This is a genomic window from Actinoplanes sp. NPDC049316 (assembly GCF_040677315.1).
Lineage (GTDB): Bacteria > Actinomycetota > Actinomycetes > Mycobacteriales > Micromonosporaceae > Actinoplanes.
Window position 1 is genome coordinate 308,033 of record NZ_JBFAQM010000004.1, and the last position, 22,399, is coordinate 330,431.

The following is a 22,399-nucleotide window of genomic DNA, read 5'->3' on the forward strand; positions in this document are numbered from 1 at the left end:
CATGGTGCTGCAGCAGGTGAACCTCGACCTCGCCGACCCGGCGTTCTGGCGGTTGCCGCCCGGGCAGCGGCTGGCGGCGTACCGGATCCTGCGCGAGCTCGACGCCCCGGCCCGGTGCGGCGACGGCTCGTACGTGCTGGCCCGGCACCGCGACGTGGTGGAGGCGAGCCGCCGGCCGGACGTGTTCCTCAGCGGTCCGGGCGTCACCACGCCGCGCCCACCGGCCTGGGTCCGTACGGTCTTCGGCGATTCGATGGTCAACATGGACGATCCACGGCACGCCCGGCTGCGCGGCGTGGTCTCCCGCGCGTTCACCCCGCGCGTGGTGGCACGCATCGCCGAGGACGTCGACGAGATCGCCCGCGGGATCGTGGCCGACGTCGTCGCCGAGCGCCCCACCGAGTTCGTGGCGGCGGTCGCCACCCGCATGCCGTTCGAGATCATCTGCGCGATGATGGGCGTCCCGCCGGCCTGTCGGCGCGAGCTGCTGGCGGAGATCGGCCGGGCCACCGAGGGCACCACCGTACGGCCGCGGCTACGGGTGCCGGGCCGCGGCCTGCGCGCGCTGGCCCGCATGCACCGGGTCATCGGCCGGGTCGCGCGGGAGCGGCGCCGGGAGCCCACCGACGACCTCATCTCGGCGCTGGCCGCCGCCGACCTCACCGGCCGCGAGCTCGGCGCGTTCTTCTCGCTGCTGATGGTGGCCGGCGTGGAGACCACCCGCAACGCGATCTCGCACGGCCTGCACCTGCTCAGCGAGAACCCCGACCAGCGGGCGCTGCTCGCCGGTGACCTCGACCGGTACGCGCCCGGCTTCGTCGACGAGGTCGTGCGGCACTCGTCGCCGATCGTGCAGTTCCGGCGTACGCTCGCCCGCGACCACGAGCTGGGCGGGCGCTTCCTGCCCGCGGGCGCCGACGTGGTGCTCTGCTACGCCTCGGCCAACCGGGACGAGAGCGTCTTCGCCGGCCCGGACCGCTTCGACATCACCCGCCACCCCAACCCGCACGTCGGCTTCGGTGGCGGCGGCCCGCACTTCTGCCTCGGCACGGCGCTGGCCCGCCAGGAGATGACCGCGCTCTTCCGCGAGCTGCTGACGCGCCTGCCGGACATCCGGTCGGTGGGCGAGCCGCGGCTCGTGCCGTCCAGCTTCGACAACCGCGTGGGACGCCTGTCCTTCACGTACTGAGAGGACCGCCTCGTGACCCGCCGTGCCCTCGCCCTGCTCGCCTGTCTCCTCGCCGCCGCGGCGTGCACGGGGCCGGGCCGTGCCGAGCAACGGCTGAGCGCCACGGCACCGGCGGCGGCACCCCGGCCGGCACCGGCGCCGGCGCTGCCGGACGGGCACCCGAGCGGCTGGACGCCGGCGTTCCACGACGAGTTCGACGGCGCCCGGCTGGACCCCGCGCGCTGGGCCGACCACTCCAGCGCCGAGCCCGACGAGGGCCGCGGCAACCTCGGCAACCAGCAGCTGGAGTGGAACCGCGCGGCCAACTGCCGGGTCGGCGACGGTGAGCTGGTGATGACGGCGCGCCGGGAGACCGTCACGTCGCCGTCGAGCGGGCGACGCTACGACTGGACGTCGTGCCTGATCACGAGCACGCCCGCGTACACGTTCCAGTACGGCTACATCGAGGAACGCGCGATCCTGCCGGCGCCGCGCGGCTTCTGGCCCGCGTTCTGGACGTGGCAGGCGCGCGGCGTGGACAAGCACACCGAGACCGACGCGTACGAGTTCTACTCCGACAACCACCAGCGGCTCTACGGCACCCAGTTCTCCGGCGCGCGCGGGCGCTGCGAATGGCGGCCGGCGTTCGACCCGACCGCGGGCTGGCACACGTACGGCGTCGCGATCGAACCGACCGGCACCACCTGGTACGCCGATGGCCGGCGGGTCTGCCACACCGATGCGACGTCGGACGCGCGGACGGCGATCATCTCCAACCTCGCCGTCTACTCGCAGATCCCGCCGGATCCGGGGACGACGAGCGCCGTGAAGCGGGTCGACTACATCAGGGCGTGGACCGCGTCGTGACGGCCGCCGCGGCCAGCTTCTCCCGGCGCTGCCCGGCCGCCCACAGCACCAGCGCCCCGGCCACGCCGCCGGCCGTGTTGGCGATCAGGTCGTTGACGTCGACCGTACGGAAGCTGCCGAGGGTCAGCCACCACACCAGCTGCAGCGTCTCGATCGCGGCGCTGGCGGCGAACGACAGCGCGGCGATGCGGCGCAGCGAGCCGGCGGCCGGCCACAGCAGCGGCACGAGCACGCCGAGCGGCACGAACATCACCACGTTGAGCACGAAGCTCCACGCCTCGACGCGGAACGGCACCCAGTGCACGACGATCCACCACGGCACGTCCCAGCGGGCCTCCGGCGGCCGCATCCGGACCGGCACGACGGTGACGGCCGCGACGCTCACCACGTACCCCAGGAAGATCGAAGCGGTGACCACCCGCCGCCGCGGGCCGAATCTCATGCGTCGACTGTAGGCGGATCTTCGCCGGTCAGCGCAGCCAGCCGTCCTTGCGGACGATGCGGATCGCGTCGAGGCGGTTGCGGGCGCCGGTCTTGTAGATCACTGAGGACAGGTAGTTGCGCACGGTGCCGCCGGACAGGTAGAGCCGCTTGGCGATGTCGTCGACCGAGTCGCCCTCGGCCGCCAGCCCCAGCACCTCGAGCTCGCGGGTGCTCAATCCGCGCTCGGTGTTCAGCGACGCCGCCTGCAGGCGTGGGTGCACGATCCGCTCACCGGCGGCCAGCCGCCGCACGGAATCCGCGAGGTACGCGGGTGAGGCCTCCTTGAGCAGGAAGCTGATCTCACCGCCGCGGCGGCGCGGCGGCAGCATGCCCGGCTTCGTCGGGTCGCACAGCACGAGCACCGAGCACGACGCGATCCGCGCGCGCAGCTCCGCGGCGGTCGGCAGGACCTGGCTGACCATGAGCTCCGAGTCGACGACGACCACGTGCGGGGCGAAGGGCACGGCCCGGGCGGCCACGTCGTGGTCCATCGGCAGCGTGCCGACCACCTCGATGCCGGGCTGGGCGCTCAGCAGAACCCGTACCTGGATGCCGAAATACCCGCCGTCGCGCACCACCAGAACCCGGATCATCGTGCCCCCTCACCGGCCGCGTCCGATTGTGACGGTAGTACCGGGCGTCACTTCATGCACACGCCCCGACGTCATTCCGACAGGCGGAAATCGCGCGTCCCGACCCGGTCCACAGTGCCCTACCGACCCATTTCCACTGCTCAGACGATTCGGCGTGGAGCGGCACGCGGATGGGTCGCGGTGCAAAATGAGATCGACGGGCGTCAACGTCGTGACAATTGTGTCCGATCAGCCGAATAGCGATCGGCAGCACGCCCGGACGACGACGCCGATCAGCCCTCCGGACGAAACACGCTTTTTCCTTCAGTGGGCGAACAGGACGGTACGTCCTTCCTTGACCTGTCCGGCCGTATACGCCACCTGGTCGATCGGCGTGCCGAGCGCGTCCACGAGCGTCAGCGTGCCGCCGGCGTTGCCCAGCCGCAGCGGCTCGGCCGGGACCTGCACCACGCCGCCCGCCGCCAGCGTGCCCTCGAGAGCCCGCGCGCGGCCGGTCCGGTCACGCAGCTTCCAGCCGCTGAGGTCCACGGCCTCCGCCGTGGCGTTGAGCAGCGTCAGCCGTTCGTGGCCCCGGTCGGCGCCGGCCGGGTCGGGCAGCGCCGCCACGATCACCACGTCGCCGGCCGCGGGCGCCGACGGCCGGGTGGGCGCGTTCGGCGGCGGCGGGTCCGGCGTGATCACGAAGTCCTCCGGCCATGCCGTCAGCTGCACGGTCGTGCCCCGCGCCACGACGATGTCGTGCAGATTGCCGGTCTCCAGCCGGTCGAGCAGGAACACGGCGTCGTCTCGGTTGACCGGATCCGATCGCAGCCACGCGTCGAAGCCGTCGAGGCTCGCCGCCCCGGTGGCCAGGTACGGCACGAGCCGGCGGAACAGCTTCGGCCAGCACACCAGCGACTGCAGGTCCGCCGCGCCGGTCACCACGGCCGGCCCGTCCGGGTCGGCCGTCGAGCGCGGCCAGATGCCCGCCGCGCCGGCCCGCGCCTTGCGCGACACCCCGGCGAGATGCGTACGCAGGGACGCCGGCAACGTCGAGTAGAACGCCGGATACACCAGTCCCGCCGCGAGCAGGCGCGCGTTCAGCGACATGTCGGTCAGCGCGTCGTCCAGGAACACCGTGCCGCCGTCCGGCCCCGCCGGCTCGCCCGGGAACACGAAACCGATCATGCGCCCGTTCGCGTCGATGCCGTTGGAGAGCACGTGCCCGCGTACGGCGTCGTGGTCCGCCGCGCGCACCTTGTTGGGCAGGTCGTCGAAGAACTGGACGCCGGTGAAGCCGAGCAGCCGCAGCAGCTCGTCGCGCGCCGCGTTCGCCCCGGCGAGCTCCTGATGGGTCTCGGCGAAGTGCGTCTCCAGCGCGTCGACGGCCTCCAGGCGTACGGAGATCCCGCGGGCGGTCAGGTCCGGCGGGGTGCCCGACGGGCGCGCCAGCCCCTCCACCAGCGCCGGCGTGTCCGGCCGGAACTTGACGGTGTCCCCGTCGGGCTCCGGACCCTGACGCGGCCGATCCGCATACCGGATGACGAATTCTCCTCGCAGCACCGTGTACGTCATGGCGACCTCCCCAGCCGAACGTAAACCCGCGGGCACCTCACCAGCACTGATGCGTCGGGTAGGCGTCCCACACCCGCGGGGTGGCGCGGGCCGATCGTTGCGGGCAGCATGGCTCGCGTGTCGCAGCCGTCCCCCCTCCACGCCTACCGGCAACGCGCGCAGGCGCTCGCCGGATCCGGTGACCTCGCCCAGGCCCGCGCCGTGCTCGAGCACGCCGTCGAGCTGGGCCGGCTCAACCTCGGCGAGGACGACCCCGACGTGCTGGTCACCGCCCAGCAGCTCGCCACCGTGCACCAGCAGGCGGGCGACCCCTCGGGCGCCCGGCGGGTGCTGGAGGAGGCGTACGCCGCCGGCCAGTGGCGGCTCGGCGACAGCGACCCGGTGATGCTCGCCATATCTTTCGACCTCGGCGTGGTCGCGGAGGAGATGGAGAACAGGCACGAGGCCCGCCGCGCCTTCGGCCGCGTCGCCGCGCACGGCCCGGCGGTGCTGGGCACGGATCACTGGGCGGTCACCCGGGCTCGGGCCTATCTCGGTGACGAGCCGCCCACCGTACGCATGGAGCTGCCGGCCCCCGCGCCCCTCGCCCCGCCGGTGCCTGCGCCGCCGCCCGGACCCGCGCCCGCCGCGCCGCCGCCCGGACCCGTGCCCGTTGCTGCGCCGGCGCCGCACATCCCTGCGCAGCGTGTGACCTACGTCGAGCAGCCGCCGCCGCTTCAGCACATCGTCTCCGCGCCGCCGATCACCTCGGCAGCGCCCACCCCCGCGCCCGCGGCCGGCGGGTCGTCGTCCGGTGGGCGTACCCCCGCGCTGTTCGCCGCGATCGCCGCGGTGCTCGGCGTGATCATCGCCGTGGTCGCGCTCGTGGTCGTGCTGGCCCGCGCGGGAGGCGACGGGGACAAGTCCGATGTGCCAACTCTGAGCGGCCCCGCCCCCACCGACGTGCGACTGCGCGATTACGGGGCGTCGGTGCAGGTCTTCTGGTCCGACCCCGCCAACGGCCGGACCTCCTTCCTCATCACCGGCGGCCACCCCGGCGAGCAGCTCAAGCCGATGGGCCAGGTCGGACCCACCACGACCTCGTTCAACCTCAACGGGCTCAACCCCGACCTGGAGTACTGCTTCGCCGTCGTCGCGGTCTACAGCACGAGTCAGTTCGCCACGTCGCCGCAGTCGTGCACCAGCCGTACGCGCAGTGATCCCACCCCGGGGAAGAGCCGAAGATGATCACTCTCGGCGATCACAACTATTCACAACCGTGACTCGCCGGGTGTCCACCTCCCCTCGCCGACCCCTATGATGGCCTGCGTCCTGGAGCAGGTCAGCCGGTGAACGGGGAGGGGATGCGGGCCGTGGCCAGTGCAGATGCGTCCAGTGAGGGCGCGATGACCGACCGGCGTGGGCGGCTGTGGCGCAGCCGTGGCGGCCTGGTCACGATCGGCACTGTCCTCACGCTCGTCACGGGTCTCGGGCTCACCGTCCTCGGCCTCGGCGCAGCCGATCAAGCCGTCGCGAGCTTCGACGCCGCGTCGTGGGTGTGGAGCCGCGCCAAGGGCGAGGTCGCCCGGGTGAACGGCGTCACCGCCCGGGTGGACACCCGCGTCGACGTCCCGCGCGCCCGCGGCCACCAGATCCAGGTCGCCCAGAACGACCGCTTCGTGATCCTGCGCGACGTGCAGACCGGCCTGGTGAGCACGATGGACCTCACGTCGCTGCGCGAAGCCGCCGGCACCTGGCCGACGGCCTCCGGCATCGGCGTGCGGGTCGCCCTCGACGACGACTCCGCCTTCGTCATCGACTCCGTGCAGGGCGTGATCCGCCAGCTGGACCCGGCCACGCTCCAGCCGGTCGGCGAGCAGCTGCGCTTCCCGCCCGGCATCACCGGCGGCAGCTTCGACGGCAAGGGCCGGCTGTGGATCGGCGTCCCCAGCGAGGGCACGGTCTCCGCGATCACGCCCGCGCCGCTGCCCGGCGACACCCCCGGCGACGCGAAGAACGCAGCCGCGCAGGACAAGCCCGCCGGACCGGTGCTGGTGCGCACCGAGTCCGTCGCGCCGGCCAACCACGACCTCATGATCTCCACGCTGGACGACGGCGTCGCGGTGCTCAACCGCACCACGAACGGGCTCACGACGATCCGGGACGCGACCGGCGGCCCGGTCTCGGTCACGCTGCCCCTCGACGGCCCCGGCTCACTGCCACGGCACACCGAGGGCACCGTCGTGCCGGTCACCGTCCCCGACTCCCGCCGGGTGTACGGCGTGAGCGGCGACCGCACCACCACCGACTTCCCGGTCCCCGGCGACGGCTCCGAGCTGCAGCCTGCGGTGGCGTGGGAGGGCTACTTCTACGTCGCCGACGAGTCGACCGGCAAGGTGCACGTCTTCGACCAGGCCGGACGCGCGCAGAAGGACATCGGCTTCAAGAACCCGGGCGGCCCGCTCGAGCTGGAGGTCCGGGAGAACTACCTGTTCATCAACGCGCCCGGCTCCTCCACCGCGCGCGTGGTCGACGACGCCCACAAGGTGCGCGTCGTCGACAAGTACGCCGACGACGTCCTCGGTGGCGACCCGCCGCCCACCCCGCCGGACCCGCCGCCGCCCCCGCCGAAGCCCAAGAAGCCGCCGGTCAGCGAGCCGGGCGCGCCCCGCAACGTGCGCGCCGCCGCCGGCAACGCCGAGGCCCGGGTGACCTGGCAGGCCGCCGCCGCCAACGGCGCCGCGATCACGCGGTACGTGGTCGAGGGCGCCGGCAAGACCTTCCAGGTGGGCGCCAACCAGCGCTCGCTCAACGTCACCGGGCTCACCAACGGCGAGACGTACCGGTTCGCCGTGCACGCGGTGAACAAGAAGGGCGACGGGCCCGTCCGGACGAGCAACGCGGTCAAGCCGACCTCCGAGGTGCCCGACGCGCCGACCGCCGTGACGGCCGAGGCCAAGCCGGACGGCACGGTGGTCGTCAGCTGGCCGGCCGCCAACGGGCAGGGCCTCGACATCAAGCGGTACACCGTCACCGCGATCAGTGAGGGCGGCAGCTCGCCGATCGGCGACGCCGAGGACACCTCGCTGACCATCAAGGCCGGCGACCTCGAGTACGGCAAGCAGTACGCGTTCACGGTCGTCTCGGTCAACGAGCGCGGCGCCGGCTCGAAGGCGTCCCCGGTCAGCGCCAGCGTCGTGCCCTTCACCAAGCCCGGCCGCCCGGAGGGCGTGGACGCCGCGACCGTCGGCGACCGGCCCGGCGCGATCCGGGTCGCCTGGACGGCCCCCGCGGACAACGGCCGGCCCATCAGCAAGTACCTGGTCGCGGCCGGCGGCAAGACCACCGAGGTCACAGCCGGCACGGACGCCACGCTGACCGGCTTCGGCGAGGGCGAGACGGTCTCGGTCGAGGTGCGCGCGGTCAACGAGGCCGGCGAGAGCGAGCCCGGCTCGGCCACGGCCCGCACGGTCGCCAAGCCCACCGTGACGATCACCGGCTCGTCGGCCGGGTACGACAACGCCACGGTGAAGTTCACCGTCGACGCGGGCGGCGGCACCGCGACCTGCTCGATGTCCGGTGGCGGCGGGTCCGCCTCGGGCAACTGCTCCAGCCTCACGGTCAAGGAGCTGACGGCTGGGACGCCGTACACGTTCAAGCTCACCGTGAAGAACGCCGCCGGCGCCGTCAGCGCGGACCGCGACGTGCGGACGGACCCGTTGTACGGCACCGCGACCTGCAACAACGGCGAGAGCGGCGACACCGCGCACTACTGCGACAAGGACGTCGACGGCCGCAACGGCAACGAGATCTTCAGCGTCACCGAGCAGGACAACAGTAAGCAGGTCGGCTGGGCGAAGCCCGGCACCAAGCTGCTCGCGTACTGCAAGAAGAAGGGTGACAAGATCGACTCTTACATCTACAACCACCAGAAGGTGTCGACCTGGTGGGTCCAGGTGAAGTACAGCGGCAAGAACTACATCCCGTACGCCTGGTTCAACCTCGACGCCGGTGACGAGATCGAGATGCTGCCGACGTGCTGAGGACGACACTGTGAGCACCGAACCGCTGCCGCCCCAGCACGTCCAGGGCTTCGCCACGATCGCCGCCCAGCTCGCCGAGCGCGTCGGCACGGTCGTGCTGGGCAAGCCCGACGTGGTCCGGCTGGCGCTGACCGCGTTCTTCGCGCAGGGGCACGTGCTGCTCGAGGACGTGCCCGGGGTCGGCAAGACCACGCTGGCACGGGCGCTCGCCGCGGCCGTACGAGGCCAGTGGCGCCGCATCCAGTTCACGCCCGACCTGCTGCCCTCCGACGTCTCCGGCGTGACGATCTTCAACCAGGCGAGCCGCGGCTTCGAGTTCCACCCCGGCCCGGTCTTCGCCAACATCGTCATCGCCGACGAGATCAACCGCGCCTCGCCCAAGACCCAGTCGGCGCTGCTCGAGGTCATGGAGGAGCGCCGGGTCACCGTCGACGGCGTACCGCACCCGGTGCCGCAGCCGTTCCTCGTGGTGGCCACGCAGAACCCGGTCGAGATGGACGGCACCTACCGGCTGCCCGAGGCTCAGCTCGACCGCTTCCTGGTGAAGCTGTCGGTCGGCTACCCCGCCGAGGACGTCGAGGTCGAGGTGCTGCGCGGCGCGGCGCTGCGTTCCCCCGACACGCTCGAGCCGGTCACCGACACGGCCACGGTCGGCGAGATGGTCCGGATGGCGCTGCGGGTCCACATCGCCGACCCGCTCTACACGTACGCGGTCCGCCTCGCCGCCGCCACCCGCGACCACCCGCAGGTCCGCGTCGGCGTCAGCCCCCGCGGCGTCATCGCCCTGACCCGCGCGGCCTCGGCGTACGCGCTGATCAACGGCCGCGGGTACGTCCTCCCCGAGGACCTGAAGACGCTGGTCGGCCCGGTGTTCGCGCATCGCGTCCTGCTCTCCCCCGACGCCCAGCTGCGCGGCGTGACAGCGACCGAGATCCTCGACGACGCGGTCCGCTCGGTCCCGGTCCCGCTGCCCGACAGCCAGCGCGTCGGAGCGTGACCACCCCACCGGCCGCACCCGGCCCTGGACCGCCGGAGCCGGCCCCGGAACCCGGCGACCCGGGCACCGCGGCCTCCGGGTTCGCCGACGCGGCGAGCGGCCCGCGCACCCCGGGCGACCCGGCCCGCGACTCCGCCGACGCGGCGAGCGGCCCGCGCACCCCGGGCGACCCGGCCCGCGACTCCGCCGAGGCGGCGAGCGGCCCGCGCACCCCGGGCGACCCGGCCCGCGGGTCCGCCGGCGCGGCGAGCGGACCGCGGCAGACGGTCGCGGGGACCGGTTCGCCCCGCCCGAGCGCACCGCCACCCGCCGGGCGCGTGGGCGGGGATCGGTCACCGACCCGCCGCGCGGCGGCCGGCCGGCGCTTTCCGCGGCTGCGCGGGATCACCGCTCGCGGACTCGGCGTGGTGGCGGCCGCCGTCGTGCTGCCGGTCCTCGGGTTCCGTTACGGCTACCCGGACCTGGCGCTGCTCGGTGCCGCCGCGGCCGTCGCCGTGGTCTGCGGCGTCGTCTTCGCCGTGTGGCGGCCGCGGCTCGGCGTGGACCGGGTGGCCGATCCGGACCGGGTGGCCCGGGGCGAGCCGGCCGCCATGACGCTGACCGTGCGCAACACGAGCCGGCTGCGGGCCGCCAACCTCGTCGCCGCCGACCGGTGCGGGGCCGCGGACGTGCCCGTGCCCCTGCTGCGGCTGCGGCCCGGGCGCGACACCACCGTGGAGTATCCGGTGCCGACGACCCGCCGCGGCGTCGTGGCGGTCGGACCGTTGCGGGTGACCCGCACCGATCCGCTGGGACTGCTCACGCTGTCGCGCGCGTACGGCGGAACCGCCACCGTCTGGGTCCACCCGCGGATCCACCTGTTGCGGGCGGTCCCGGCGGGGATGGCGCGCAGCCTCGACGGGCGGATCGACAAGGTCCCGCACGGCACGATCACGTTCGATTCGCTGCGCGAGTACGTCGTCGGCGACGAGTTGCGCCGCGTGCACTGGCGCAGCTCGGCCAAGGTCGGCGAGCTCATGGTGCGCGAGCAGCTCGACACCAGCGAGCCGACGATCGTCGTGCTGCTCGACGATCGCGCGGCCGCGCACCCGGGGATGCGCGACGGCACCGCCGAGTCGTTCGAGGCCGCGTGCGAGGCCGCCGCGTCGATCGTCGCCGCCGCCGTCCGCGAGGACCTGCCCGTCCTGCTGCACCTGGTGTCCGGCCGGGCGGAGGGACCGTTCCTCGACGTGCTGACCGAGGCGTCCCTGCGCGGCGGCGACCTCACGCAGACGGTGCGCAGCCTGCGGCAGAGCCGGCTCGGCGACACGCTGGTGTATCTGACCGGCCCCGGCGGGCGCGCCGACCTGGGCGAGGTGAGCGCGCTGCGGGGGCCGTACCCGGTGGTGATCGCGGGGCTGTTCGGCGACCCGGACGCGGCGCCGGTCTCCGCGGGCGGCTCGCTCATCGTCATCGAGGCCGAGAACGGCGAGCAGTTCGCCGGCGCCTGGGACGGGGTGCGCGGATGGTGAGGTGGGCGCGGGCGGCGGCCGTACCCGTGGTCCTGATGGTGTTGATCTCCCTGTCCGGGGTGGTCCTCGGCCGGATCTACGCCGACGGCCTGCTCCTGCAGCTCGTGGCCGGCGCGGCCGTGCTGTCGGTCGGCGCCGGCGCCGCCGCCCGCCGCCTGCCGTCCTGGAGCGTCGCGCCGCTGTCCGTCGTGCTGCTCGCCGGGTACACGCTGCTGGCGCTGAAGGTGGCGGCCGGTCGCGCCGCCGTGCCGGACCCGCTGCCGGAGATCGTCCGGGACGCGCTCGCCAACGGCATCCCGCGGCTGCTCACGGCCATGATCCCGATCGAGTCCACACCGGACACCGTCGTCGTGCCGGTGGTCGCCGCCTGGCTGGCCGGCCTCGCGGGCCACGAGGTCGCCGCGCGGGCCGGCCGGGTGCTGCTCGGCTGCGTGCCCGCCGCCGCCCTGTACGGCGGCGCGCTCTACGTCGTCGGGCCCAACGCCGGGTCGGCCGGCCGTGCCACCCTCGCGTTCGCCGCGCTGGTCGTGGTGGCGCTCGCCGGCACCGCGCGTCCCGCCGCCGGGCCGTCGCTCGCCGGCGTACCGCCGAAGACCCGCGCGGCCGTGCGGGGCCGCGCGCTCGCCGGCGCGGCGACCGGCCTGGTGGTCCTGCTCGGCCTGATCGCGGCGGTCGGACCGTGGGTCGGCGGCCGGGTCTCCGCCACCCCGGTCGACCCCCGCCGGTACGTGCAGCCGCCGCAGGTCGACAGCCTCGACGAGAGCCCGCTGAACCGGATCTCGGGCTGGGCGCTCGCCCCGAGGCAGAAGCTGCTCGAGGTGGGCCCGTCCGCCACGGGCGCCGGCACGGTCCGGCTGCGCCTGGCGGTGCTGCCCGACTACGACGGGATCACGTGGCGCGTCGGTGCGACGTACCGGAACGCGGGCCGGGTGCTGCCCTCGCCCCCGGCGGCGCCGGACGTGCCGGTCAAGCGGATCACGCAGCGGATCACCGTACGGGCGCTCACCGGCCGCCTGCTCCCGGTCGTGCCCACCCCGACCGGCGTCGACGGCACGCGCATCGCGTACGACGCGGCCAGCGGCACGGTCATCCGCCCCGAGGAGCTGGCGCCGGGGCTGAGCTACACCGTCACCTCCGCCGCCCCGGAGCCCGACTACAACTTGCTGCCCACCGCGAACGCCCCCGCGGGCGCCGCCGTCGCGCGGTTCCTCACCGTCGGCGCGGGTGTGCCCGACTCCATCCAGCGCCTGGCCGACCAGCTCGCCGACGGCAACGGGGCCGCGTACGACCGGGCGGCGGCGATCGAGGAGTTCCTGTCCGAGCACTACCGCCAGGTCCCGGACGCGCCGAGCGGGCACGCGTACCCGAATCTGTCGTTCTTCCTCTTCGGCCCGCGCGACCAGGGCGGCCAGCGCGGCACGTCGGAGCAGTTCGCGGCGTCGTTCGCGCTCCTCGCCCGCCTGACCGGCCTGCCGTCGCGGGTGGTCGTGGGCTTCGACGCGCCGAAGGCGGGCGGCGCGGTCACCGCGGGTGACGCGGTGGCCTGGCCGGAGGTGCTCTTCGACGACCTCGGCTGGGTGCCGTTCGACCCGCTGCCCAAGAGCGACGAGAAGCCGCGCCCGGTCGAGGACGATTTCACGCCGAAGCCGTCGACGCCCCCGCCGACCTCCGAGCCGCCGCCACCCACCGACTCGCCCAGCGAGTCGGCCCCGCCCGCGCTCGCCGAGCCGCCGGCGCCGGCGGCCGGTGGCGTGTCCCGGGTGGTCGTCGCGTCCGGGGCGTCGGGGTCGCTGGTGCTGGTCGTGGCCGCGGCGGCGCTGACTGTGATCATGCTGCGCCGCGGCCTGCGCCGGCGGCGGCTGACGGCGGGCGCACCGGCCGAGCGGATCACCGGCGCGTGGTTCGAGTTCACCGATGCGATGCGGCTGGCCGGGCGTCCGGTGCCCCGGCATCTGGCGGCCACGGAGGCGGCGGCCTGGGCCGCGGCCGGCCCTGACGAGCAGCAGGTGCTGCGGCCGGCCGCTCCCCCGGCCGGTTCGGACATGCCACCCCTCGGCGACCTCGTCACGGCGGTGAACACGGTCGCGTTCGCGCCCGGCGCCGCCGACGACGAGCAGGCGCGGCGGGCCGGCACGCAGGCCGTCGCGTACGCCGAGGAACTGCGCGCCCGGCGGCCGTGGTGGAAGCGCCTGTGGTGGAGTGTGCACCCGGGTCCGCTGCGCTGGCACCGGAACTGAGCCGGTGCGGCGCGGGAGGAGTTCCGCGGGGCGCTTCGTGGGTACAGGAGGGCCATGAGACTGGGCCTGCGGCTGACGACGGCCGCCCTGCTCGCCGTCGCCGTGCTGGTGCCCTTCGCGCTGCTGGCCGTCCTCGTCGTCGGCGGGTGGGCGCCCCTGCACGACGGCGACGCCGCGATCACGAACGCGCTGCACTCGTGGGCGCTCGGCCATCGCGGCTGGCGCGACGCGGCGGTCTGGTGGACCAACATCTTCGGTCCCACGCCGTTGCGCGCCGCCGCGCTCGGCCTGGTGGTGTGGCTGATGGTACGGCGGGCCAGGCGGCTGGCGCTGTGGGTGGTCGTCACCATGGTCACCGGTGGCGTGCTCGGGGCCGTGCTCAAGGTGCTCGTCGGACGCGACCGGCCGGACCTGCTGGACCCGGTGGCACGGGCGACCGGGTACTCGTTCCCGTCCGGGCACGCGTTGAACGCGGCCCTCACCGCCGGGGTGTTCGTGCTGGTGCTGCTGCCCGTGGTACGGCGGCGGTGGATGCTGTGGACGGGCGCCGGGATCGTCGCCGGGCTGACCGGGCTGACCCGGATCGTGCTGGGCGTGCACTGGACCAGCGACGTGGTCGGCGGCTGGCTGCTGGGCGTCATCGTGGTCGCCGCGACGGCGGTGGCGTTCACCCGGCGCGGGCTGGGCTCCGTTGTGGAGCAGGGCGTCGAGCCCGCGGTGGCGGACGCACCGCAGGCCGCCGAGAGCCGGTGATGCGTAGCGCAGGCGTCGATCGGGTAAGAGCGGCGCCATGTCCGATGTCGCGGTTCAGGTGCTCAAGCGGGTGCTGGTCCCGGTCGCTCTGCTGTTCGGCGTGATGGTCGCGCTCGGGCTGCTGATCACGAAGGTCGTGCTGCACGTGTGGCCGCTGACCGCCGAGGACTCGGTCAACCGGGAGCTCGAACGCGACCGTACCGCCGAGGGCAACGCCGTCTCCCAGTTCTTCAGCATGGTCGGCAGCACGCCTGTGATCATCGGCGTGACCGCGCTGGCCGCCCTCGTGTTGCGACTCACCCTCAAGCGATGGCGTGAGCCGATCTTCCTGTGCGCGGCGGTCACCGCCCAGGCGCTCGTCTTCTTCTTCACCACCCTCGTGATCGACCGGCGCCGGCCCTCCGTCGAGCACCTGGACAGCTCCCCGCCGACGTCCAGCTTCCCGTCGGGCCACACGTCCGCGTCGGTCGCCCTCTATGTCGGGCTCGCCCTGGTGCTGTCGCTGCTGGTGCACCGTACGGGGTGGAAGGCGGCCTGCTGGCTGCTGGTCCTCGTGCCGGTCGGGGTGGCCGTGGCCCGGATGTACCGCGGCATGCACCACCCGAGCGACGTGCTCGCCTCGTTCCTGAACGGCGCGGTGTGCGTGGGGGTGATGGCCCGCGCGTTCCTGGACCGGGGCGTGCGCTGGGCGCGGGAGCACACCCCCGCCCGTACCCTCGCGCACCGCTGACCTCCAAGGTCCGGCTGGGGCACCCGGCCGGCGTGCTGATCTGGCAAGATCGCGCGCATGATGGTGCGCCGCGCACGGGGGGCGGCGGCTCTGCTGCTGGCCGCGTCCGGCGTGGCGCTGGCCGCGGCGACGCTGCTGGCCGCGCTCGCCGTGTACAGCGCGGCGGTCACCGACGCGAGCGTACGCACGGCCGTCGCGTCCGCCCCTCCCGCCGAGCGCACGATCCTCGTCCGCGGCTCGGCGGGCTCGGAACCGGGCGCGCAGCAGCGGTGGGACGCCGCGCTGCGCCGTACCTTCGCCGCCGGGCTGGGCGGGGTGCCCGTCGCGGTCAGCGGTGCCGAGTACGGCGCCGGCTGGGCGCTCGCCACGCCGAGCGGTGCGGCCCGGCCGGACTCGTCCGGCGTCGCGTACGCGTCGATCCTGCACGCCGACGACCTCGCCGGGCACGCGCGGCTGACCGCCGGCCGCTGGGCCACCCCCGGCGCCTCGCCCGTCGAGGTCACGCTCGCCGAGCCGGTCGCCCGGCTGACGGGCCGCACGGTCCGGGACCGGATCGCGCTGACCGACCGCCGCACCGGCCGGGTGACCGAGGTGGTGGTGGCCGGCGTGTGGCAGCCGGCGCAGCCCGGCGATCCGTACTGGCGGCTGATGCCGGAGGTCGCGACCGGCGTGCGGCCGCAGTCCGCGACCTACGGTCCCATCGTGGTGGAGCCGGCCGACTTCGCGGCGCGCTTCGCCACCTCCGCGGACGCCGCCTGGCTGGTCGCACCCCGGTTCGAGGGGACCACGCTGGACGAGGTGACCCGTGTCGCCGCCGGGGCGGCCGCGGCCGGGACGGGGCTGCCGGCGCCGCGCGGGCTGGACCAGTCGGCGTCGGCCGACACGGGCCTGCCCGAGCTCGCCGCGCGGCTCACCCGCGCCGATCTGGTCGGCCGGTCCACCCTGGTCACCCCGGCACTGCTGATCATCGTGCTGGCCGGGTACGCGCTGCTGCTCATGGCGACGCTGCTCGCCGAGGACCGGCGCGGCGAGACGGCGCTGCTGCGGGCACGCGGCGCGTCGCGCGCCTGGCTGACCGGGCTCGCCGTCCGGGAGGCGCTACTGGTCGTGCTGCCCGCGGCGGCGCTCGGCCCGGTGCTGGCGGTCCAGCTGGTCGAGCTGGCGAGCCGGACGCCGGCGCTGACCGCGGTGCTCGATCTGCATCCGCGCCTCACCGCGTCGACGTGGCTGGTCGCCGCGGCGGCCGCCGCGGGGTGCGCGCTGGCCGTCGCGGCTCCGGCGGCCCGGCGGGACCGCGGGTACGCCGCCGAACTGGCGCTGCGCTCCCGGCCGCGTACCCGGTCCGTCGTCCTGCGTGCGGGCCTCGACGTGGTCCTGCTGGCGCTCGCGGTGCTGAGCTGGCTCCAGCTGCGCCAGTACGCGTCCCCGCTGTCCGCCGCGGGGTCGGACGGCGACCTGGGCATCGACCCGCTGCTCGCCGCGGCGCCGACGCTCGGGGTGATCACCGGGGCCGTGCTCACGCTGCGGCTGCTGCCCCCGGCGGCGCGCCTCGCCGCCCGCCTCGCGGAGCGGACGACCGACAGCGCCGCGGTGTTCGGCGCCTGGCAGGCCGGCCGCCGGTCGCACGCCGGCCCGACGATGCTGGTGGCGCTGGCGGTCGCCGCGGGCACGGTCTCGTGGTGCCTGGCCGCCACCTCCGCACGCTCCGCCACCGACCAGGCCGACCTGCGCGCCGGCGCCGACCTGCGAATGAGTGACACCGGCAGCGTCCCGCCCGTGGCCCGCTCCGCCCAGCTCACCGCGCTGCCCGGAGTGGTGGCAGCGCTGCCCGGCGGGCGCACCGAGGTGACTCTCGGAACGGGCGGCAGCACGGGTGAGCTCGTCGCCGTGGACGCGGTGGCCGGGGCCCGTGTGGTACGCGTCCGCGGCGACCTCGCCGGCGGCGATCCGGACGCCCTGTGGCGCACGCTGGCCGCGGCCCGCACCGCACCGGGTTCCGCCGCGGTGCCGCGCCGGGGCACTGTCACCGCGGGGCCGGGCGTACGGACGACGGCCGTGCTCGCGGACCTCACCGGGCGGCAGGCCTTGATCCCGCTCGAGCCGGACGCCGCCGGCCGGTTCGCGCTGACGCCTCCGGCGGGCGGTCCGTGGCACCTGGCCGGTTTCCTCGTCGAGGCGCCCGCCGCGGTCCCCGGTGCGACGGTGACCTGGCGGCTCGACGGCGCGCAGCTCCCGGCCGCGCCGGGCTGGCGTACGGCGGACCGGGTCTCCACGGCGCCCGCCGGCCGTCCCCGGCCGGACGTCCTGACGGCGGCGTACCGGGTGCCCCGCTCGGGCCGGGTGGACTTCGCCGTCGTCCCGCTCGCCGCCGGCACACCGGTGCCGGTGGCGGCCACCCCCGCCGCGCTCGCCGGGCTGCGTCTGGGCACCGGGCAGTCGGCCACCCTGACCGTCGGCGGCGTCCCGGTGGAGGTCACCATCGCTGCCACGATCGACGCCGTGCCCGGCACCGACGGCGGGCCCGCGCTGCTGGCCGATCTGCCGTCACTCAACGACCAGCTGCTCGGCCGGCGCGGCGTCGTCTCGGCGCCCCGGGAGTGGTGGCTGGCCACGCGCCCGGCGGAGCACGCCGCCGCGGCGAGCGCCGCGGCCCGGCTGGACGGCGTGGAGCTCGTCGACCGGCGGGCGCTGGCCGCAGCCGGCCGCGACCCGTTCGGGGTCGGCGCCCGCGGCGCGCTGTTCGGCGCGGCCCTGGCGGCCGTCCTGCTGGCCGCCGTCGGCGCCGCGGTGGACGTGCAGGCCACCACCCGGCGGCGGGCGGACGAGCTGGCGGTGCTGCACGCCCTCGGCGCGGAGCCCCGGCTGCTGACCCGGTCGCTGCTGGTGGAACAGGGTTTCCTCGCCGGAATCGGTGCGCTCGCCGGGCTGCTCGGCGGGGCGCTCGTCGCGGTCGCGGTGGCCCCGCTGCTGGTGCTCACGCCCGCCGCCGAGCGGCCGGTGCCGGCGCCGCTGCCCGAGGTCGAGTGGGCCCGCGCCGCCGGTACGGGTGTCCTGCTCGTCGTCGTCGCCCTCGCGCTGACCGCCCTGGCCGCGGCCGGGCTGCACCGCCGCCTCGCCACGACTCCGCCCACCGCGGTGTTCGACCGGTGAGCGCCGTGCTGCACCGCGCCCGCGCGTTCGCCGGTGAACTCGCCCTGCTGGCGATCCTCACCCTGGTGGCCACCGTGCTGGTGAGCGGCGTGCCGAAGCTGGCCAACGGCTACACCGACGCCGGTCTGCGGGCCGACGTGGCACGGCTGCCGTACACCGCCCGCGATCTGATCTTCCGCAGCGTGCCCGCGGGCTACGCGCAGCGACCGGACGACGACGTCGTCCGCGACGGCGCCCAGCGGCTCGGCGCCTACCGGGAGCGGCTGGCCGCGCCGCTGCCCCGCCTGATCGACGACCAGTGGTACACCGCGCGGCTGGGGCCGGCGGGGGTCCGTAGCACCGGGGACGTGGCACCGTTCCTCGGCAACTGCACGCCCAGCCTGTCGGTACGCACGCTGACCGGCGCGGACCGGGCGTTGCGGATGGTCGAGGGCAGGGTGCCCGCGTCGGCGGACGTCGTCGAGGCGACCGTGGCACGACCGGCCGCCGCGGCCGTCGGCCTGCGAGTGGGTTCCACCTTCACGCTGGTCGGCTCCACCGGGCCGGTGCCGGTACGGGTGGTGGGCATCTTCGAGCAGCTCGACCCCGCCGCGCTGCTCTGGGACGACATGCCGCTCACCCGGACCTCCTGCCCCAACCCGGCCGACGGCTCGGTCGTGCGGGCCGGCCTGCTCACCGACCAGGCCGGCATCCGGCTGGCCGCCGAGCGTACCGGCGACGTGGTCCACGAGTGGCGGTACCGGCTGGCCGAGGACCGGCTGTCGGCCCCGGACGTGCCGGCGCTGGCGGCGGCCGTGGCCGCCGCCCGTCGCGATCCGCCCCGGCTGACAGCGCTGAACAACGGCCTCGAGTCCTCCCTGAGCCGGTACAACGGCCAGCAGAGCGCCGTCGCCGCGCTGCTGGCCGTCGTGCAGTCGGGCGTCCTGGCGACCCTGCTCGGCCTGATCGCGCTCGCGGCCGGACTGGTCGCCGACCGGCGCCGCGCCGAGTTCGGCCTGATCCGGGCCCGCGGCGGCGCCGCCGCGACCATCGGTGGCCGGCTGCTGGCCGAGACGCTGCTGGTCGTGCCCGCCGCCGTGCTCGCCGGCCTGCTCGCCGGCGCGCTGCTGCCCGGGCGAGCGTCCGCGCACGGATGGTTGCCGCTGCTCATGGTGGCGACGGTGGCGACGCTGACCGCGCCGGTGCTGGCCACGGTGACGCAGCGGCATCCCACCTTCGCCCGCAGCCGCCGGGACCTCACCGGGTCGCGTCCGTCGGCGCGGCGGCTCGTCGGCGAGGGCTTCGTCGTGCTGCTGGCGGTGCTCGGCGTGCTGCTCGTCCGGCGGCGCGAGCTGTCCGCAGCCGGCGGCGTCGACCCGTACCTGGTGGTCGTGCCGGTCCTGCTGGCGGTGGCGGCGGCCCTGGTCATCCTACGGCTCCTCCCGTGGCCGCTGCGGCTGGCCGGCCGGCTGGCCGCCCGCGCCCGGGGCGCCGTACCGTTCCTGGGCCTCGCCGGAGCCGGCCGGGGCTCACCGGTGCGGACCGCGCCGCTGGCGGTGCTGGTCGTGGCGGTCGCCACGGGCGTCTTCACCGGCACGGTGACCGTCTCGATAGCCGACGCCCGGGACCGCGCGACGGACCTCGAGGTGCCCGGGGACACGCTGATCACCGGCGCCGGGTTCGGTGCCGGCACCGGGCCGGCGCTGGCCGCCGTTCCGGGCGTGACGGCGGTGGCGCCGATGTGGGCGGCCACCGCCTCGCTGCGCTCCGTGGGGGCCGGGCCGCCGTTGGGGCAGGTCCAGGTTCTCCTCGTCGACGGCCCGGCCGCCGACCGGGTGCTGCGCCGCAGCGGCAACGACCTCCGCCTGCCGGACGCGCTGACCCGGGCGGACCGCGCGGGTGACACCGTGCCCGCGCTCGTCTCCCCCGATCTCGTCGCTCAGGTCGGTGGTGGCGGCGCCCTCGAGGTCCAGGGCACGCCGTATCGGTTCCGGGTCGCCGCGGTCGCCGCGGAGGTGCCGGGGCTGGGCGTCGGCGCCCGGCGGTTCGTCGTGCTGCCCGCCCAGGCGCTGCCCGTTCCGCTGGAGCGGCCGCTCGTCGTCAACCGGTTCGCCGTCGCGGGCACCGGTGCGGACCCCGAAGAGCTGCGCCGCGCCGGTGACGCCGGGCAGCTCGCGTACCTCGGCGGCGGTCTCGGCCGGACGCCCGCCGATTGGGCGCTGCCGCCGACCACCGTCACGACCTGGCAGGGCCGGCGGGCCTCGCTGGAGGACAGCGGGGTCAACCGGGTGCTCAGTTTCACCTTCGCGGCGGGTGCCACGGGCGCGGTCCTGCTGGCGCTGCTGACGGTCGCCTTCGCGGTTCTGGCCGGCGCGCCGGCGCGGGGGGTCACGCTGTCCCGCCTGCGCACCTTGGGACTGTCCGCCGGTCAGGGACGCCGGCTGCTGCTGTACGAGCTCGTACCGCTGCTGGCGGTCGCCCTGCTCGCCGGCGGTCTGGTCGGCATCGCGCTGCCCCGGCTGATCGGGTCCGCCCTGGGGCTGGCGGGGTTCACCGCGGGTGTGCCGGCCCGCGACCGCATCGACCCGGTGCTCGTCGCCGCCATGCTCGCCGTGGTGCTGCTCGCCGTCGTCGCGGCCCTGGCGGTGGAGAGCGCCGCGAACCGCCGGATGCGCCTGGGCGAGGCGCTGCGGCTCGGAGAGGAGTATCCATGACCGAGGATCTCGCCACGCTGGAGCGTCGGGCGGCGCAGCGGGCGGCCGCCCGGGCGGGTGGCGCCGACCGGCTGGCCGGGCACATCGTGTGCGACGGCCTGGTGCGCATCTACCGGACCGACGGTGTCGAGGTCGTCGCCCTGCAGGGTCTGGACCTCGTCGTCGACCGTGGCGAGCTGGTGGCGATCGTCGGCGCGTCCGGCTCCGGCAAGTCCACGGTGCTCAACATCCTCTCGGGACTGGACGTGCCCACCGCCGGCACGGCCCGGGTCGCCGGCTACGACCTGCTGACCATGTCGGCGAAGAGCCGGCTCGCGTACCGGCGGCGCACGGTCGGGTTCGTATGGCAGCAGACGGCCCGCAACCTGTTGCCGTACCTGGACGCGCGGGAGAACGTCGAGCTGCCGGTGCGGCTGGCCGGGGGCAGCCGCCGCGCCGCCCGGGCCCGCGCCGGCGACCTGCTCGAGCTGGTCGGGCTGGCCGATCGCGCCGACCGGCGGCCCGGCCGCCTCAGCGGCGGCGAGCAGCAGCGCTGCGCGGTCGCCGTGGCGCTGGCCAACGACCCGGAGGTCCTGTTCGCCGACGAGCCGACCGGCGAGCTGGACGAGGCCACCGCGGTGGAGGTCTTCGGGGCGCTGCGCACCGTGAACGCCGAACTGGGCGTGACCGTGGTGGTGGTGACCCACGACCGCAACGTCGCCGGGGAGGTGCGCCGGGCGGTCGCGATCCGCGACGGCCGCACGGCCGCGGAGGTACGCCGCTCGGCCCGCCGCGGCAGCGACGGTGTGGAGGAGCTGGTCAGCGAGGAGTACGCGGTGCTCGACCGTAACGGCCGCCTCCAGCTGCCGGCCGCCTTCGTCGAGGCGCTCACGCTGCGCGACCGGGTACGGCTGACCCTGGAGCCCGACCACGTGGCCGTACGGCCCGGTGAGGAGCGCTGATGTCCGGCACGGTGGTGCGGGTGACGGATCTGGGCCGCGACTTCCCGGCCGGCGGCGGCGTGGTCCGCGCCGTCCACGGGGTGTCGTTCTCGGTGGCGCGTGGCGAACTCGTGGCCGTCCGCGGCCGGTCCGGGGCCGGCAAGTCGACCCTGCTGAACCTGATCGGCGGGCTGGACCGGCCCACCACCGGCCGGATCGAGGTGGCCGGGCGCGACGTCGGCACGGCCTCCGAGCGGGATCTGCTCGAGCTGCGCCGGTCCACGATCGGCTTCGTCTTCCAGTCGTTCGGGCTCATCCCGATCCTGTCGGCGGCCGAGAACGTCGGGGTGCCGCTGCGGCTGGCCCGCCGCCCGGCCGCCGAGCGCGACGAGCGGGTCGCCGTGCTGCTCGAGCTGGTCGGCCTGGGGGCGCACGCGGCGCAGCGGCCGTACGAGATGTCCGGCGGTCAGCAGCAGCGGGTGGCCGTGGCGCGGGCCCTCGCCAACAACCCTCAGCTGCTCATCGCCGACGAGCCCACCGGCCAGCTCGACTCCGACACGGGCCGCTCCATCATGGACCTGCTCCGCGCGGTGGTCGACGCGCACGGGATGACGGCGCTGGTCGCCACCCACGACCTGAGCCTGATGGATCGCGCCGACCGGGTGCTCACCCTGCGCGACGGCGCGCTCGTCGACGAGGTCGCAGCCACCGGGTGACCGGG

At 75.3% G+C, this 22,399-nt stretch carries 16 protein-coding genes; 13 read left to right on the plus strand and 3 right to left on the minus strand.

Going from position 1 to position 22,399, the window contains the following annotated elements; genetic code table 11:
• The first annotated feature begins 1 nt into the window (after window position 1).
• The gene (locus AB0K03_RS08790) at window positions 2-1,189 is read left to right on the plus strand and encodes a cytochrome P450 (RefSeq protein WP_364682237.1); all 1,188 of its coding nucleotides are present in this window, start codon (window positions 2-4) and stop codon (window positions 1,187-1,189) included.
• Window positions 1,190-1,201: 12 nt separating this feature from the next.
• The gene (locus AB0K03_RS08795; protein ID WP_364682239.1) at window positions 1,202-2,035 is read left to right on the plus strand and encodes a glycoside hydrolase family 16 protein; all 834 of its coding nucleotides are present in this window, start codon (window positions 1,202-1,204) and stop codon (window positions 2,033-2,035) included.
• Here the strand turns inward: AB0K03_RS08795 and AB0K03_RS08800 are convergent.
• The 3 genes from AB0K03_RS08800 to AB0K03_RS08810 all read right to left on the minus strand — a co-directional run bounded on the left by AB0K03_RS08800 (window position 2,013) and on the right by AB0K03_RS08810 (window position 4,665).
• A complete protein-coding gene (locus AB0K03_RS08800; protein ID WP_364682241.1) occupies window positions 2,013-2,477 on the minus strand; it encodes a VanZ family protein in 465 nt (154 codons plus the stop codon). The genes AB0K03_RS08795 and AB0K03_RS08800 overlap by 23 nt on opposite strands.
• A 28-nt stretch (window positions 2,478-2,505) precedes the next feature.
• Window positions 2,506-3,111 carry a response regulator transcription factor gene (locus AB0K03_RS08805; protein WP_364682243.1) on the minus strand — a complete coding sequence of 202 codons (606 nt, stop codon included), beginning with the start codon at window positions 3,109-3,111 and terminating at the stop codon, window positions 2,506-2,508.
• 303 nt (window positions 3,112-3,414) lie between these two features.
• Window positions 3,415-4,665, minus strand: coding sequence for a lamin tail domain-containing protein (locus AB0K03_RS08810; RefSeq protein WP_364682245.1), 1,251 nt, complete (start codon window positions 4,663-4,665; stop codon window positions 3,415-3,417).
• 117 nt (window positions 4,666-4,782) lie between these two features.
• Here AB0K03_RS08810 and AB0K03_RS08815 point away from each other — a divergent pair, with 117 nt between their 5' ends.
• The 11 genes from AB0K03_RS08815 to AB0K03_RS08865 all read left to right on the plus strand — a co-directional run bounded on the left by AB0K03_RS08815 (window position 4,783) and on the right by AB0K03_RS08865 (window position 22,394).
• Window positions 4,783-5,892 (plus strand): tetratricopeptide repeat protein, encoded by a 1,110-nt coding sequence (locus AB0K03_RS08815; RefSeq protein WP_364682246.1) that lies wholly within the window; start codon window positions 4,783-4,785, stop codon window positions 5,890-5,892.
• 158 nt (window positions 5,893-6,050) lie between these two features.
• A complete protein-coding gene (locus tag AB0K03_RS08820; RefSeq protein WP_364682248.1) occupies window positions 6,051-8,687 on the plus strand; it encodes a fibronectin type III domain-containing protein in 2,637 nt (878 codons plus the stop codon).
• A 10-nt stretch (window positions 8,688-8,697) separates the two neighbouring features.
• Complete coding sequence (locus AB0K03_RS08825) at window positions 8,698-9,684, plus strand: MoxR family ATPase (protein ID WP_364682250.1); 987 nt, start codon at window positions 8,698-8,700, stop codon at window positions 9,682-9,684.
• Between the two features lie 374 nt (window positions 9,685-10,058).
• Window positions 10,059-11,195: a DUF58 domain-containing protein gene (locus tag AB0K03_RS08830; RefSeq protein ID WP_364682452.1), complete on the plus strand. Its 1,137-nt coding sequence runs from the start codon at window positions 10,059-10,061 to the stop codon at window positions 11,193-11,195.
• Complete coding sequence (locus AB0K03_RS08835; protein WP_364682252.1) at window positions 11,189-13,432, plus strand: DUF3488 and transglutaminase-like domain-containing protein; 2,244 nt, start codon at window positions 11,189-11,191, stop codon at window positions 13,430-13,432. The genes AB0K03_RS08830 and AB0K03_RS08835 overlap by 7 nt, the downstream gene beginning before the upstream one ends.
• A gap of 54 nt (window positions 13,433-13,486) precedes the next feature.
• A complete protein-coding gene (locus tag AB0K03_RS08840; protein WP_364682254.1) occupies window positions 13,487-14,185 on the plus strand; it encodes a phosphatase PAP2 family protein in 699 nt (232 codons plus the stop codon).
• A 37-nt stretch (window positions 14,186-14,222) separates the two neighbouring features.
• Window positions 14,223-14,915 carry a phosphatase PAP2 family protein gene (locus AB0K03_RS08845; RefSeq protein WP_364682256.1) on the plus strand — a complete coding sequence of 231 codons (693 nt, stop codon included), beginning with the start codon at window positions 14,223-14,225 and terminating at the stop codon, window positions 14,913-14,915.
• Between the two features lie 57 nt (window positions 14,916-14,972).
• Window positions 14,973-18,065 (plus strand): FtsX-like permease family protein, encoded by a 3,093-nt coding sequence (locus tag AB0K03_RS08850; RefSeq protein WP_364682257.1) that lies wholly within the window; start codon window positions 14,973-14,975, stop codon window positions 18,063-18,065.
• Window positions 18,062-20,758 carry an ABC transporter permease gene (locus tag AB0K03_RS08855; protein ID WP_364682259.1) on the plus strand — a complete coding sequence of 899 codons (2,697 nt, stop codon included), beginning with the start codon at window positions 18,062-18,064 and terminating at the stop codon, window positions 20,756-20,758. Before AB0K03_RS08850 ends, AB0K03_RS08855 begins: the two co-directional genes overlap by 4 nt.
• Window positions 20,755-21,699: an ABC transporter ATP-binding protein gene (locus AB0K03_RS08860; protein WP_364682261.1), complete on the plus strand. Its 945-nt coding sequence runs from the start codon at window positions 20,755-20,757 to the stop codon at window positions 21,697-21,699. Before AB0K03_RS08855 ends, AB0K03_RS08860 begins: the two co-directional genes overlap by 4 nt.
• Entirely contained in the window at window positions 21,699-22,394 is a 696-nt protein-coding gene (locus AB0K03_RS08865) for an ABC transporter ATP-binding protein (protein ID WP_364682263.1), read from the plus strand. The genes AB0K03_RS08860 and AB0K03_RS08865 overlap by 1 nt, the downstream gene beginning before the upstream one ends.
• Window positions 22,395-22,399: the final 5 nt, after the last annotated feature.

Bases quoted from the DNA above. Each gene is read 5' to 3' on its own strand.
- AB0K03_RS08865 (WP_364682263.1), top strand. From the start codon at position 21,699: ATGTCCGGCACGGTGGTGCGGGTGACGGATCTGGGCCGCGACTTCCCG.
- AB0K03_RS08835 (WP_364682252.1), top strand. From the start codon at position 11,189: ATGGTGAGGTGGGCGCGGGCGGCGGCCGTACCCGTGGTCCTGATGGTG.
- AB0K03_RS08845 (WP_364682256.1), top strand. From the start codon at position 14,223: ATGTCCGATGTCGCGGTTCAGGTGCTCAAGCGGGTGCTGGTCCCGGTC.
- AB0K03_RS08820 (WP_364682248.1), top strand. From the start codon at position 6,051: ATGACCGACCGGCGTGGGCGGCTGTGGCGCAGCCGTGGCGGCCTGGTC.
- AB0K03_RS08790 (WP_364682237.1), top strand. From the start codon at position 2: ATGGTGCTGCAGCAGGTGAACCTCGACCTCGCCGACCCGGCGTTCTGG.
- AB0K03_RS08805 (WP_364682243.1), bottom strand. From the start codon at position 3,111: ATGATCCGGGTTCTGGTGGTGCGCGACGGCGGGTATTTCGGCATCCAG.
- AB0K03_RS08860 (WP_364682261.1), top strand. From the start codon at position 20,755: ATGACCGAGGATCTCGCCACGCTGGAGCGTCGGGCGGCGCAGCGGGCG.
- AB0K03_RS08850 (WP_364682257.1), top strand. From the start codon at position 14,973: ATGATGGTGCGCCGCGCACGGGGGGCGGCGGCTCTGCTGCTGGCCGCG.
- AB0K03_RS08810 (WP_364682245.1), bottom strand. From the start codon at position 4,665: ATGACGTACACGGTGCTGCGAGGAGAATTCGTCATCCGGTATGCGGAT.
- AB0K03_RS08800 (WP_364682241.1), bottom strand. From the start codon at position 2,477: ATGAGATTCGGCCCGCGGCGGCGGGTGGTCACCGCTTCGATCTTCCTG.
- AB0K03_RS08840 (WP_364682254.1), top strand. From the start codon at position 13,487: ATGAGACTGGGCCTGCGGCTGACGACGGCCGCCCTGCTCGCCGTCGCC.